Annotated in this window: 12 protein-coding genes and 1 pseudogene; 7 read left to right on the top strand and 6 right to left on the bottom strand. The window is 69.2% G+C overall.

Annotation, left to right across the window (positions count from 1 at the left end; all coding sequences use genetic code 11):
* Positions 1 to 130 precede the first annotated feature (130 nt).
* The 6 genes and pseudogenes from WYM_RS02785 (at position 131) to WYM_RS02760 (ending at position 4599) form a co-directional block, all read left to right on the top strand.
* The gene (locus WYM_RS02785) at positions 131 to 757 is read left to right on the top strand and encodes a superoxide dismutase (protein ID WP_019179303.1); all 627 of its coding nucleotides are present in this window, start codon (positions 131 to 133) and stop codon (positions 755 to 757) included.
* A 103-nt stretch (positions 758 to 860) separates the two neighbouring features.
* A complete protein-coding gene (gap, locus tag WYM_RS02780) occupies positions 861 to 1871 on the top strand; it encodes a type I glyceraldehyde-3-phosphate dehydrogenase (RefSeq protein ID WP_019179302.1) in 1011 nt (336 codons plus the stop codon).
* Between the two features lie 6 nt (positions 1872 to 1877).
* Positions 1878 to 3093: pseudogene (locus tag WYM_RS19025) on the top strand (phosphoglycerate kinase).
* Complete coding sequence (tpiA, locus tag WYM_RS02770; protein WP_026059495.1) at positions 3084 to 3875, top strand: triose-phosphate isomerase; 792 nt, start codon at positions 3084 to 3086, stop codon at positions 3873 to 3875. The pseudogene WYM_RS19025 and the gene tpiA overlap by 10 nt, the downstream one beginning before the upstream one ends.
* 119 nt (positions 3876 to 3994) lie before the next feature.
* Positions 3995 to 4243: a preprotein translocase subunit SecG gene (secG, locus tag WYM_RS02765; protein ID WP_019179299.1), complete on the top strand. Its 249-nt coding sequence runs from the start codon at positions 3995 to 3997 to the stop codon at positions 4241 to 4243.
* Positions 4243 to 4599 (top strand): RNA polymerase-binding protein RbpA, encoded by a 357-nt coding sequence (locus tag WYM_RS02760; RefSeq protein ID WP_019179298.1) that lies wholly within the window; start codon positions 4243 to 4245, stop codon positions 4597 to 4599. Before secG ends, WYM_RS02760 begins: the two co-directional genes overlap by 1 nt.
* Positions 4600 to 4652: 53 nt before the next feature.
* On the opposite strand, the gene pgl is transcribed toward WYM_RS02760, so the two are convergent.
* From pgl to tkt, 6 genes are read right to left on the bottom strand one after another with little or no spacing between them, the layout of a single operon-like run.
* Complete coding sequence (gene pgl / locus WYM_RS02755) at positions 4653 to 5432, bottom strand: 6-phosphogluconolactonase (protein WP_026059494.1); 780 nt, start codon at positions 5430 to 5432, stop codon at positions 4653 to 4655.
* 21 nt (positions 5433 to 5453) lie between these two features.
* A complete protein-coding gene (locus tag WYM_RS02750; protein WP_026059493.1) occupies positions 5454 to 6413 on the bottom strand; it encodes a glucose-6-phosphate dehydrogenase assembly protein OpcA in 960 nt (319 codons plus the stop codon).
* A complete protein-coding gene (zwf, locus tag WYM_RS02745; protein ID WP_019179295.1) occupies positions 6410 to 7960 on the bottom strand; it encodes a glucose-6-phosphate dehydrogenase in 1551 nt (516 codons plus the stop codon). The genes WYM_RS02750 and zwf overlap by 4 nt, the downstream gene beginning before the upstream one ends.
* 14 nt (positions 7961 to 7974) lie before the next feature.
* Positions 7975 to 9597, bottom strand: a complete 1623-nt coding sequence (locus WYM_RS02740; protein ID WP_019179294.1) for a glucose-6-phosphate isomerase — start codon at positions 9595 to 9597, stop codon at positions 7975 to 7977.
* Entirely contained in the window at positions 9594 to 10715 is a 1122-nt protein-coding gene (tal, locus tag WYM_RS02735; protein ID WP_019179293.1) for a transaldolase, read from the bottom strand. The genes WYM_RS02740 and tal overlap by 4 nt, the downstream gene beginning before the upstream one ends.
* Positions 10716 to 10732: 17 nt before the next feature.
* Positions 10733 to 12841, bottom strand: coding sequence for a transketolase (gene tkt / locus WYM_RS02730; RefSeq protein WP_019179292.1), 2109 nt, complete (start codon positions 12839 to 12841; stop codon positions 10733 to 10735).
* Positions 12842 to 13178: 337 nt separating this feature from the next.
* Between tkt and WYM_RS02725 the strand changes: the two genes are divergently transcribed.
* On the top strand, positions 13179 to 14123 hold the full coding sequence (locus tag WYM_RS02725) for a heme o synthase (RefSeq protein ID WP_019179291.1): 945 nt from the start codon (positions 13179 to 13181) through the stop codon (positions 14121 to 14123).
* The last annotated feature ends 43 nt before the right edge of the window (positions 14124 to 14166 follow it).

The raw sequence follows: 14166 nt of genomic DNA, 5'->3' as shown, positions 1-14166 counted from the left end.
CCGGGGCGTCGGATATCCGACGTCATCGAGGGAAGCAACCCCCACTCGGGGACGTTGCCCCTCAGTAGGATGAACCCGTCACCCTCGCTGCGCCGAGGAATTCGGCGCGCGCCGACAGGAAGAAGAGAACATGGCGAAGTACACCTTGCCCGACCTCCCCTACGACTACGCGGCGCTCGAACCGCACATCAGCGGCAAGATCATGGAGCTGCACCACAGCAAGCACCATCAGACCTACGTGACCGGAGCCAACACCGCGATCGAGCAGCTGGCCGAGGCGCGCGAGACCGGCAACCTGGCCAACGTCAACAAGCTCGAGAAGGACCTCGCATTCAACCTCGGCGGGCACGTCAACCACTCGATCTTCTGGACGAACCTCTCACCGAACGGTGGCGGCGAGCCCGAGGGCGAGCTGCGCGCCGCGGTCGACGAGTTCTTCGGCGGCTTCGACAAGTTCCAGGCCCACTTCACGGCCGCGGCGACCGGCATCCAGGGCTCGGGCTGGGCCGTCCTCAGCTGGGATCCGATCGGCGAGCAGCTCATCATCCAGCAGCTCTTCGACCAGCAGAGCAACACCGCGCAGGGCACCATCCCGGTGTTCCAGCTCGACATGTGGGAGCACGCCTTCTACCTGGACTACCTCAACGTCAAGGCCGACTACGTGAAGGCCGTGTGGAACATCGTCGACTGGCAGAACGTCGCTCAGCGCCTCGATGCCGCCCGGCAGAAGACCGCAGGCCTGCTGGTACTGTCATAACAGGCGCGGCGTCCCGGCGGGTACGCCCGCCGGGACGCCGTCGTCCATGTCTGAATCGCACCAAACCGCGCACTCGCGCACGACACATCTCAGGAGAAATTCCGTGGCTGTCAAGATCGGCATCAACGGCTTCGGCCGTATCGGACGCAACTTCCTCCGCGCGGCGCTCGCGCAGGGTGCGGACCTCGAAATCGTGGCGGTGAACGACCTCACCGACAACAAGACGCTGGCTCACCTGCTCACGTACGACTCGGTCGGCGGCCCGCTGAGCGAGACCGTCTCCTACGACGGCGACTCCATCACTGTGGGCGGCAAGGCCATCAAGGTCTTCGAGGAGCGCGACCCCGCCAACCTCCCCTGGGGCGAGCTCGGCGTCGACATCGTCATCGAGTCGACCGGCCGCTTCACCAAGGCCGAGGACGCCAAGAAGCACATCGCGGGCGGTGCCAAGAAGGTCCTGATCTCCGCTCCGGCCACCGGCGACGACGTCACCATCGTGATGGGTGTCAACGAGGGCGAGTACGACCCCGAGAACCACGTCATCATCTCCAACGCGTCGTGCACGACGAACTGTCTCGCGCCCCTCGCGAAGGTCTTCAACGACGCGTTCGGCATCGAGCGCGGCTTCATGATGACCGCGCACGCCTACACGGCCGACCAGAACCTGCAGGACGGCCCGCACAGCGACCTGCGCCGTGCTCGCGCCGCCGCGATCAACATCGTCCCCGCCTCGACCGGTGCTGCCAAGGCCATCGGCCGTGTGCTGCCCGAGCTCAACGGCAAGCTCAGCGGCTCGTCGTACCGCGTGCCCGTGCCCACCGGCTCGATCGTCGACCTGACGATCGTCACGCCCACCGAGGGACTCACGGCCGAGCAGGTCAACGAGGCCTACAAGGCTGCGGCCGCCGAGGGACGTCTCGCCGGATACCTCGAGTACACCGAGGACCCGATCGTCTCGAGCGACATCCAGCTCAACCCGCACTCGTCGATCTTCGACTCGGAGCTGACCAACGTCAGCGGCAACCTCGTCAAGGTCTCGGCCTGGTACGACAACGAGTGGGGATACTCCAACCGTCTTGTCGACCTCACCGAGTACGTCGCCGAGCGACTGTAAGTCGTCATGGCTCTGCGCACCCTCGAATCGCTGGGTTCGCTGGCCGGCAAGCGCGTCATCGTCCGTGCTGACCTCAACGTCCCTCTGAAGGACGGGGTCATCACGGACGATGGCCGTGTGCGGGCTACGCTCCCCACGCTCAACGCTCTGATCAACCAGGGCGCACGCGTCCTGGTCTGCTCGCACCTCGGACGCCCCGATGGTGCTCCCGATGCGAAGTACAGCCTCGCTCCGGTCGCTCAGCGGCTGTCGGAGCTTCTCGGCAAGCCTGTCGCGTTCGCACGCGACACGGTGGGGGAGTCCGCTCGAGAGGCGGCCGCCGCCCTCGAAGACGGCGATGTCGCGGTCATCGAGAACCTCCGCTTCAACCCCGGCGAGACATCGAAGGATGACGCGACGCGTCGTTCCTTCGCCGAGGAGCTCGCCGCGCTCGGCGACGTCCTCGTCTCCGACGGTTTCGGCGTCGTGCACCGCAAGCAGGCGTCGGTCTACGACCTCGCCGAGCTGCTGCCCTCCGCTGCGGGGCTGCTGATCGAGAAGGAGGTCGAGGTCCTCGATCGCCTGACCGAGAACCCGGAGCGCCCCTACACCGTCGTACTCGGCGGATCGAAGGTCAGCGACAAGCTCGGCGTCATCGAGCACCTGCTGCCGCGCGTCGACCGTCTGCTCGTGGGCGGGGGGTATGATGTTCACCTTCCTCGCCGCGCAGGGGCACAAGGTCGGCTCGAGCCTGCTCGAGCAGGACCAGATCGAGACCGTGCAGCGGTACCTCGCGACGGCTCAGGAACGCGGCATCGAGATCCTTCTGCCGGTCGACGCGGTGGTGGCCTCGGCGTTCTCAGCGGATGCCGAGCACGTCGTCGCCCCGGCATCGGCGCTCGAGGAGACGCCCTTCGGCGCGTCCGGCCTCGGCCTCGACATCGGCCCCGAGACGGCGACCGCTTTCGCGAACGCGGTGCGGGAGTCCAAGACGGTGTTCTGGAACGGCCCGATGGGCGTGTTCGAGATGCCCGCATTCGCCGCCGGCACGAAGGCCGTGGCGAAGGCGCTCACCGAGGTCGACGGCCTGTCGGTCGTGGGCGGCGGCGATTCCGCCGCCGCCGTGCGTCAGCTCGGCTTCGCCGATGACGCGTTCGGCCACATCTCGACGGGGGGCGGCGCGAGCCTGGAGTTCCTCGAAGGCAAGAAGCTCCCCGGACTGGAGGTCCTCGGATGGCAGTAGAAAGACGCACACCCCTCATCGCCGGCAACTGGAAGATGAACCTCGACCACCTGCAGGCGGTCGCGTTCGTCCAGAAGCTGCATTGGACGCTGAAGGACGCCAAGCACGAGGATGGCTCGGTCGAGGTGGCGGTCTTCCCGCCGTTCACCGACCTGCGCACGGTGCAGACGCTGCTCGACGCCGATAAGATCCCGTTCGCGCTCGGCGCGCAGGATCTCTCGGTGCACGACTCGGGCGCCTACACCGGCGAGGTGTCGGGAGCCTTCCTTGCGAAGCTCGACAACCGGTACGTGATCATCGGCCACTCCGAGCGCCGGCAGTACCACGCCGAGTCCGACGAGGTCGTGGCCGCCAAGGTGCAGGCGGCGCTCCGCCACGGGCTCGCACCGGTGATCTGCGTAGGCGAGACCAGCGAGGACCTCGAGAAGTTCGGGGCCAGCGCCGTGCCGGTCAGCCAGCTCTCGGCGGCCCTCGACGGCGTCAAGCCCGACGCCGACATCGTCGTGGCGTACGAACCGGTGTGGGCCATCGGCTCCGGTCAGGCCGCGACTCCCGACCAGGCGCAGGACGTGTGCGCCAAGCTTCGCGGGGTCATCGCCGAGAAGCTCGGGCCCGACGCCGCGGCACGGACGCGGGTGCTCTACGGCGGATCGGTGAAGTCGGCGAACATCGCCAGCTTCATGCGGCAGCCCGACGTCGACGGCGCTCTGGTCGGCGGTGCGAGCCTCGTCGTGGACGAGTTCGCGGCGATCATCCGCTACCAGAAGCACGTCGGCGTCTGACCTGCGCTTCGACAGGCTCGGCGGGTGACCGCCGAGCCTGTCTGCGCGGGCGGAAGGCCGTGGCTATACTTGACCCTTGTGCGATCGGCGACCGATCGCTGCGAAAGGCTTACACGACTGTGCAGATCCTCGAGTTCGTCCTGCAGGTGCTTCTCGGCATCACGAGTCTCCTGCTGACCCTCCTCATCCTGCTCCATAAGGGGCGTGGGGGCGGCCTGTCCGATATGTTCGGCGGCGGCATGACCTCGGCGCTCGGTTCTTCCGGTCTCGCGGAGCGCAACCTCAACCGATTCACGATCGTGCTGGCGCTCGCCTGGTTCGCGTCGATCGTCGCGCTCGGCCTCATCACGAAGTTCCAGGCCGTCTGATGGCTACCGGAGGCAACGCGATCCGCGGCACCCGTGTCGGCGCCGGACCGATGGGCGAGCAGGACCACGGCTACCACGCCGACCGCATCGCGATCTCGTACTGGGACGCCCTGGGCAACGAGACGGTGCGCTACTTCGCCGCCGGGATCCCCGAGGAGGAGATCCCCGAGACGATCGATTCGCCGCACTCCGGGCTCCCGGCCGGCCGCGACAAGGAGAACCCTCCCGCGGTCGCCAAGACCGAGCCCTACAAGACGCACCTGGCGTACGTGAAGGAGCGGCGCACCGAAGAAGAGGCCGAGGCCCTTCTCGACGACGCGCTCAAGCAGCTGCGCGAACGGCGCGGTCAGGGCTGACGCGACCAGACGCAGACAGAAGAGCGGATGCCTCGGCATCCGCTCTTCTGCTTTCAGTACTCCTGGTCGATGAGCTCAGGCGGCACCTTGGAGGCGGCGGCTTCGTCGACGAAGAAGACGGTGCGCTTGCGGCCCTTGGCACCCGCCGCGGGGACGCTCTCGTAGCTGGCGCCGGCGAGGGCAAGGCCCAGGGCCGAAGCCTTGTCTTCGCCTGACAGCACCATCCACACGCGCTTGGAGCCGTTGATGACGGGGCGGGTCATCGTCAGGCGATCGGGTGGCGGCTTGGGGGAGTCGCGCACGGGAACGACCGACCGGTCGGTGATCTGGATCTCGTGCCGGTCGGGGAACAGCGAAGCGATGTGCGCGTCGGAGCCCACTCCGAGGAAGCAGACGTCGAACGACGGCCATGGGCCGTCAGGGCCGGGATAGCGACCGAGCTCTTCGGCGTACGCCGCGGCCGCAGCGTCCAGATCCAGACCTTCGCCGCTCGCGGCGAGCGCGTGGATGTTGGCGCTCGGTACGTCGAGCGAGTCCAGGAGCGCCTCGCGCGCCTGCTTCTCGTTGCGCTCCGGGTCGGCGCTGGGGACGAAGCGCTCATCGCTCCACCAGAAATGGACCAGTGACCAGTCGATGCGCTCGATGCGCCGGTTGCGCGCGGCCGCGGCGAGCACGGCGGCGCCCATGACGCCGCCGGTGAGCGAGACATGAGCGAGCTTGCCGGCGTCGACGCGCTTGGCCACGCGACTGAGGAATCGCGCGGCGACCGACTCGGCGAGCGTCGTGGAATCGGTCGTGATCACGACGCGTTTCTCGGCCCAGGCTTCAACCATCGGCGACACCTGAACCACTCGTCATCGGTCTTGCGTCTCCTTCGTCGCCGGAGGGTCCAGAAGCTCCCAGCCCTCGGTGATCACTCGACCATACAGGACGTCGGGGTCGAGCCGACGAAGCTCCTCCGCGAGGCACTCGCGCAGCGTCCGGCGGGGGAAGGCGAGCTCGTGACTGGGCTGTCCGGGCTGGGTGAGCGTCGCACGGCCGGGCGTGGGGCGCTCGAGGAGCACCTCGCCGCCAGGGCGCACGAGGGCGACGGACTTGATGCCGTGCGGCCATTCCTCGGCGTCCAGGTACGCCCAGTCCACCGGCACATCCAGCGTCAGTCGCAGCCAGGCCGCGAGAAGGGCCGTGGAGGGGGAGTCGGCCGCACCCCGCACCCGGACCTCGGTGACCGGCTCGTACGGCGGCTGGTCGAGGATCGCTGCCAGCTGCTCGCGCCAGCGCGTGAGCCGCGTCCACGCGAGGTCGGTGTCACCGGGGGCGTACTGCCCGCCGAGCTCGGCGACGAAGGCCGACGGATCCGCCTTGGTCGCGGCATCCGTGATCCGTCGCTGTGCGATCCGGCCGATCGAGGTCTGCGAGATCGCCTCGGGCGTGCGGTTCGGCCACCACACCACTACGGGGGCATCCGGGAGCAGAAGCCCGGTGACGAGGCTCTCGAGGTTGGAGTGACCGGCATCGCCGAAGACACGCAGGGTCACGACCTCGCTCGCGCCGGCGTCGCCGCCGACGCGGATCTGCGCGTCCAGGCGCGGGTCGGCGTCCAGGCCGTCGCCGATCATCAGCACGATGACGCGCATCGGGTGCTCGCGCGAGGCGTCGTTGGCGGCCTCGATGACCTCCTCGACCGCCCCCTCGCGGGTCAGGATGATGAGCGTCAGCACACGGCCGAGCGCGACCGCGCCGCCCTCCTCGCGCACGCTGACCAGCGCGCGCGAGATCTTGCTGACGGTGGTGTCGGGAAGGTCGACGATCACGGGCGCCTCCAGCTGCGTCCATCGCGGGCGAGCATCTCGTCCGCGGATGCCGGGCCCCACGACCCGGGCGAATACTGTTCAACGGGTCCGCCCTGCTCGTCCCAGAACCGCTCGATCGGGTCGAGGATCTTCCACGAGAGCTCGACCTCCTCGTGGCGCGGGAAGAGGGGCGGGTCGCCGAGGAGCACGTCGAGGATCAGTCGCTCGTACGCCTCGGGGCTGGCCTCGGTGAAGGCGTGGCCGTAGCCGAAGTCCATGGTGACGTCGCGCACCTGCGCGCCGGCTCCCGGAACCTTCGAGCCGAACCGGATCGTGACACCTTCATCGGGCTGCACGCGGATGACGAGGGCGTTCTGACCCTGGCCCGAGGTCTGGCTCCGCGAGAACAGCAGTTCGGGCGCGCGCTTGAACACCACGGCGATCTCGGTGACGCGGCGCCCCAGGCGCTTGCCGGTGCGCAGGTAGAACGGCACCCCGGCCCAGCGGCGGGTGTTGACCTCGAGCGTGACCGCGGCATAGGTCTCCGTCGTGGAGTGCGGGTTCATGCCCTCCTCCTCGAGGAAGCCGAGCACCTTCTCGCCGCCCTGCCATCCGCCGGCGTACTGCCCGCGCGCCGTGGAGCGGTCGAGGTCGTCCGGCAGGGTCACCGCCGCGAGCACCTTCTCCTTCTCGGCGCGCAGATCCTTCGCATCGAACGAGATGGGCTCTTCCATGGCGGTGAGCGCCATGAGCTGCAGCAGGTGGTTCTGGATGACGTCGCGCGCGGCGCCGACGCCGTCGTAGTAGCCCGCCCGCCCGCCGACGCCGATGTCTTCGGCCATCGTGATCTGCACGTGGTCGACGTAGTTGCGGTTCCAGATCGGCTCGTAGAGCTCGTTCGCGAAGCGCAGCGCCAGGATGTTCTGGACCGTCTCCTTGCCGAGGTAGTGGTCGATGCGGAAGATCGAGTCGGTCGGGAACGCCGAGCGCAGCACGTCGTTGAGCGCGCGCGCCGACTGCTGATCGTGCCCGAACGGCTTCTCGATGACGACGCGCCGCCAGCGGTCCGGCCGATCGGCGGTGTCGTCCACGAGCCCAGAGCTCTTCAGCTGCTCGGCGACGACGGGGAACGCCTTCGGCGGGATCGACAGGTAGAACGCGTGGTTGCCCATGGTGCCGCGCTCGGTGTCGAGGCGGTCGACGGTCTCGCGCAGGCGGCGGAAGGCGTCCGGGTCGTCGAACTCGCCCGAGACGAAGCGGATGCCCTCCAGCAGCTGCTGCCACGTCTCGTCGCGGAACTCGGTGCGCGCATGCTGACGCACCGCCTCGTAGACGACCTTGGCGAAGTCCTGGTCCTCCCAGTCCCGGCGCGCGAACCCGACGAGGGCGAACCCGGGGGGAAGCAGCCCCCGGTTGGCGAGGTCGTACACGGCGGGCATGAGCTTCTTGCGGGAGAGGTCTCCCGTGACGCCGAAGATGACGAGCGCGCTCGGGCCGGCGATGCGGTTGAGGCGGCGGTCTTCGGGGTCGCGCAGCGGGTTGTGCCCGCGCGAAATCTCGACGGTCATGGGGCGATGGGCTCCTACTGGGCCGCTTCGAACAGCGACAGCACTTCGATCTGAGGGTCGGTCAGGGTGAGGGTGACCACGGGGCGGCCGTGACCGTCGGCGAGCACGCCGGCGTCGCCGGCGGCCTGGGCCTGGATGAGCTGGCCGAACGTGAACGGGCGGTCCGGGATCTCGAGGTCGACATCGGTCTGCTCGAGGATCTGCAGGAAGACGCCGTTCGCGGGGCCGCCCTTGTGGAACTGACCCGTCGAATGCAGGAACCGCGGACCCCAGCCGAACGTCGCCGGGCGTCCCGAGTCCGCGGCGACGAGCTCGCGCAGTCCCGCGAGCTGAGGCAGCTCGAGCCGGTTGACGTAGGCCTGGATGGCGACGTAGCCGTCCTCGGGCAGGCGCGCCCACAAGGCGTCGAGGACGCCGGCGACGGTTCCGGATGCCGCGAGCTCGGGGTCCGAAACGCGAACCTCGACGCCCTCGACGGTGAACGCCGGGGCCATCGGCTCAGGCCGGGCGTCGAGCAGACCGCGGGCGGCCACCTTGGCGGACTCCACGTCGGGCTGGTCGAAGGGGTTGATCCCCAGCATGCGTCCGGCGATCGCCGTGGCGTACTCCCACACCACGAACTGCGCGCCCAGCGAGCCGCTGACGAGCACCTCGCCCTCGTGCTGCTCGAACAGGTGGAACTGCTTGGCCTCGTCCACGAGCCGTACGATCTGCAGATCCGCCGGCCGGGTCTCGAGCTCGGGCGAGACGGGGAGGAGGACGACGGGCAGGATGCCGGTGCCCTGCTTTCCGGTCGACTCGGCCACGAGCTGCTCGATCCAGTCCGGCAGGCCCACGATGTGCGTGCCGTCGGTCACGAGACCGAGCTTGTCGCGCCGGGGCTCTCCGCCGGCGATCGCCGCGGCAAGGACGAGAGCGGGGTTGTCGGGACTGTCGATCGCGACCTCGAGAAGCGTCGCCTCGGCCTCGTCGAGCAGCTCGCGGATGTCGACGCCGGCGAGCCCGGTCGGCACGAGGCCGAACGCGGTGAGCGCCGAGTAGCGCCCGCCGACGGTGGGGTCGGCGTTGAACACGGTGTAGCCGTCGGCGCGCGCCGCCCGATCGAGCGGGGAGTCGGGGTCGGTGACGACGACGATCCGCTCCCGCGGGTCGATGCCGAGGTCGCGGAAGGCGGCCTCGAACGCGCGCTTCGCCGAATCCGTCTCGACCGTCGAGCCCGACTTGGACGCCACCACGAGCACCGTGCGGGTCAGGTCGCCCGCCTCGGCGTCGCCATCGATCGCGGCGAGCACCTGGCCGGGCGCCGTCGAGTCGAGGATCACCAGCGGCACGCCCGCCGTCTGGGCGATGACCTCGGGCGCGAGGGACGAGCCGCCCATGCCGGCGAGGACGACGCGAGTCACGCCCTTGGTCCGCAGCTCGGCGCGCAGCGCCTCGATCTCCGCGACGAGCGGACGTGAGACGCTGACCGCCTCGACCCAGCCCAGACGGTTCGACGCCTCGTCCTCGGCGGCGGGACCCCACAGGCTCCCGTCACCCGCCGTGATCCCGGACGCCACCAGGCTTTCGACCAGGCCGGGGAGCGTCGCCTCGACGACCGACTTGACGTGGCCGCTGAGATGGATGTCGAAGCTCATCGAGCGGCCTCGACGGCGCCCTCGAGCGCCGCCTTGACCGTTGCCTGGAGGTCGTGCCATGACGCGATGAACTTGTCGACGCCCTCGGTCTCGAGCACCTCGGTGACGTCGTCGAAGTCCACGCCCACCGCGGCGAGGTCGGCGAACACCTTGTGCGCGGCCTCGTACGTGCCCGTGACGGTGTCACCGGCGATCTCGCCGTGGTCGAAGGTGGCCTCGAGCGTCTTCTCGGGCATCGTGTTGACGGTTCCGGGGGCGACGAGCTCGGTGACGTACAACGTGTCGGGCAGCGACGGGTCCTTGACGCCGGTCGACGCCCAGAGCGGACGCTGCACGTGGGCTCCGGCATCCGTCAGCGCCTTCGCGCGGTCGGTGGCGAACTCCTTCTCGTACAGCTCGTACGCCAGGCGTGCGTTGGCGACTCCGGCGAGCGACTTCAGCGCGAGCGCGTCGTCGGTGCCGATCGCGACCAGGCGCTTGTCGACCTCGGAGTCGACACGCGACACGAAGAACGACGCCACGGAGTGGATGGTCGAGATGTCGTGACCGTTCGCCTGCGCCTGCTCGATGCCGGCGAGGAACGCCTCGATCACCTTGGCGTAGCGCTCCAGGCTGAAGATCAGCGTGACGTTGACCGAGATGCCCTCGGCCAGCACCGCGGTGATCGCCGGCAGGCCGGCCTTGGTCGCGGGGATCTTGATGTGCACGTTGGGACGCGCCACCGTGGCCGCGAGCTCCTTGGCCTGCGCGATCGTCGCCTCGGTGTCGTGGGCGAGGTCGGGAGAGACCTCGATCGACACCCGGCCGTCGATCCCGTCGGTCGCGTCGAAGACGGGACGGAAGATGTCGGCCGCGTCGCGCACATCGTCGGTGGTCGCGGCGAAGATCGCCTCGTCGACCGACGCGCCCCCGCGGGCGAGCGCCGTGATCTGCTCGTCGTAGGCGTGACCGCCGCCGCCGATCGCGCCCTGGAAGATCGTGGGGTTGGTGGTGACGCCGCTGACGTTGCGCGTCGAGATCAGCTCCGTCAGGTTGCCCGTCGTGATCCGCTCACGCGACAGGTCGTCGAGCCAGATGCTGACGCCCTGGGCGGCCAGGTTCTCGGTAGGGGTGCTCATGGTGCCTTCTCCTCGTATCACTCGGCCGCCGCTGCTGCGGCGCCGATGGTCTCGCGTGCCGCCGCGACGACCGCTTCGGCGGTGATGCCGAACTTCTCGAACAGGGTCTTGTAGTCCGCCGACGCGCCGAAGTGGTCGATCGCGACGGATCGGCCGGCGTCGCCGACGATGCCGCGCCAGGTGAGCGCGGAGCCGGCTTCGACCGACACGCGCGCCTTGACGGCGGCGGGGAGGACCTTTTCGCGGTACGCCTCGTCCTGCTCGGCGAACCACTCCAGCGAGGGAGCCGACACGACCCGGGCGTTCACGCCTTCGGCCGCGAGGGTCTCGCGGGCCTGCACCGCCAGCTGGACCTCGGAGCCGGTGGCGACGAGGATCACGTCGGGCGAGCCGCCGGGTGCCTCGGCGAGGATGTACGCGCCCTTGGCGACGTTGTCGGCCGACGCGAACTCGTCACCGGACGCCTCGCCCTCTCCCCGCGCGAACACCGGGATGTTCTGGCGCGTCAGAGCGAGACCCGCGGGCCCGCCCTGACGGCGGAGGACCTCGAGCCAGGCCACCGCGGTCTCGTTCGCGTCCGCCGGGCGCACCACCGTGAAGTTCGGGATGGCGCGCAGCGTCGCGAGCTGCTCGACAGGCTGGTGGGTCGGGCCGTCCTCGCCGAGCGCGACGGAGTCGTGCGTCCACACGAAGATCGACGGGATGTCCATCAGCGCGGCCAGACGCACCGAGGGACGCATGTAGTCACTGAAGATCAGGAACGTGCCGCCGAAGGGGCGGGTCGGACCGTGCAGCTTGATGCCGTTGACGATCGCGCCCATGGCGTGCTCGCGGATGCCGAAGTGCAGCACGCGCCCGTACGGGTCGCCCGACCACTCGTGGGTGGACCACTCCGACGGGATGAACGACTTCGAGTCCTTGATGGTGGTGAGGTTCGACTCGGCCAGGTCGGCCGATCCGCCCCAGAGCTCCGGGAGCTCGGCGGCCAGGGCGTTGATCACGAGGCCCGACGCGGCACGCGTCGAGACGTCCTTGCCGTCCTCGAACGAGGGGAGCGCGGATGCGATGTCCTGAGGCAGCTCGCCGGACTCCAGACGGTCCAGCAGCGCCTTGCGCTCGGGGTTCGCCTCGGCCCACGCGTCGAACGCGGTCTGCCACTCGGCGCGCGCCTCGGCGGCGCGGTCCTTCAGCGCCCGGGTGTGCGCGAGGACGTCGTCGGCGACAACGAAGGACTGCTCCGGGTCGAAGCCGAGGACCTTCTTCGTCGCGGCGAGCTCGTCGGCGCCCAGCGCGGAGCCGTGGATCTTGCCGGTGTTCTGCTTGCCCGGCGAGGGCCAGCCGATGATGGTGCGCAGGATGATCAGCGACGGCTTGTCGGTCTCGCCCTTCGCCGCCTCGATCGCCGCGAACAGCTCGGCGACGTCTTCGACGTACTCGCCCGACTTCTTCCAGTCCACGACCTGCACCTGCCAGCCGTACGACTCGTATCGCTTCTGCACGTCCTCGGTGAAGGCGACGTTGGTGTCGTCCTCGATCGAGATCTGGTTGGAGTCGTAGAGGGCGATGAGGTTGCCCAGCTGCTGGTGCCCGGCCAGGCTCGACGCCTCGCTCGTGACACCCTCCTGCAGGTCGCCGTCACCGGCGATGACGTAGACGAAGTGGTCGAACGGCGACGTGCCCGCCGCGGCCTCCGGGTCGAACAGGCCGCGCTCGTAGCGGGCCGCGTAGGCGAACCCCACCGCCGAGGCCAGGCCCTGGCCCAGCGGGCCGGTCGTGATCTCGACGCCCTTGGTGTGCCCGTACTCCGGGTGGCCCGGGGTCTTCGACCCCCACGTGCGCAGCGCCTTCAGGTCGTCCAGCTCCAGGCCGAAGCCGCCCAGGTACAGCTGCACGTACTGCGTCAGCGACGAGTGGCCGGCCGACAGGATGAACCGGTCGCGTCCCAGCCAGTGCGTGTCGGCGGGGTCGTGGCGCAGCACCCGCTGATACAGCAGGTACGCCGCCGGTGCCAGGCTCATCGCCGTGCCCGGGTGGCCGTTGCCCACCTTCTCCACCGCATCCGCGGCAAGGACACGGGCGGTGTCCACCGCGCGCCGATCGATCTCATCCCAACGCAGAACCGACACCGGGCCGCCTTTCTCGAGGAGGTGCGCCCGCAGATGTGAGGCCGGTCCGCGGCCCTTGTCCGGATGGAGAAGGGGGAATCGGCGGCGGGCGCGCGTGTGGTCTCAGCATAGCGAAGCGGGGTGCCGCTGAGGCCATGCGAGCCTTCGTATGACGCAGTCTTGCGAACGCCCCCTCGGGTTCCGTGTCGGCACCGTGTCGCGGCGGTCACGTTCTGCTCACGCCGCGTCGCAGGCCGTTGTGAGGCCGCCGGGGTGGTGAACGACGTCCGGCCGGCCAGGGCTGTGGGAGCCGATGCCATAGACTTGTGGGGTTCTGCAGACGGCGATTGCGGGGGCGATGGACATCACGAAGACGGCTGGGGTCGCGGCATCCGCCGCCGACCAGTCCCGCCGGACCCGTCAGAGCTTCGGCCGCACCGTCCGCGCCTACATCGCGCTGATGAAACCGCGTGTGCTCGAGCTTCTGCTCGTCACGACGGTTCCGGTCATGATCCTCGCTCAGGGCGGGTTCCCGAACGCCTGGCTGGTGCTCGCCACCGTCATCGGCGGAACCGCGAGCGCGGGCTCCGCCGCCGCGTTCAACATGTACCTCGACCGCGACATCGATGCGCACATGCAGCGCACGGTCAACCGGCCGCTCGTGACGGGCGAGGTCTCGCCCCGCGGTGCCCTGATCTTCGCGTGGAGCCTGGCAGTGGGATCCACGGTCTGGTTGTGGCTCACCACCAACTGGCTGGCCGCGACGCTCTCGGCGAGCGCGATCTTCTTCTACGTGGTCATCTACACGATGATCCTCAAGCGCCGCACCGAGCAGAACATCGTGTGGGGCGGGATCGCCGGCTGCTTCCCGGTACTGATCGGGTGGACCGCCGTCACCGGATCGCTCGCGTGGGCGCCGTTCATCCTGTTCGCGCTGGTCTTCCTGTGGACGCCGCCGCACTACTGGCCGCTGTCGATGAAGTACCGCGAGCAGTATGAAGAGGTCAACGTGCCGATGCTGGGTGCGACCCGCAACGGCTCGCAGGTGGGGCTGCAGGTCATCCTCTACGCGTGGGCGACCGTCGCGTGCTCGCTCCTGCTGATCCCGGTCGCGGGCATGGGCCTGGTGTACACCGTCTCGGCGCTCGTGTTCGGCGGCTGGTTCATCTACGAGTCGCACCGCCTGTACAACCGCGCGGTGCGCGGCACCGAGCCGCGGCCGATGCGCGTGTTCCACGCCTCGATCACGTACCTGACGCTGCTCTTCGTCGCGATCGCGGTCGACCCGCTCCTGCCGTTCTGATCGCCCGCTGACCGGCATCCCGACAGGGCTGTGGAGAACTCCG

It is taken from the genome of Microbacterium yannicii PS01 (assembly GCF_000304335.1).
GTDB lineage: Bacteria > Actinomycetota > Actinomycetes > Actinomycetales > Microbacteriaceae > Microbacterium > Microbacterium yannicii_A.
Note: the sequence above shows the minus strand (reverse complement) of the source record. Positions and strands in the feature narration are given on the sequence as shown.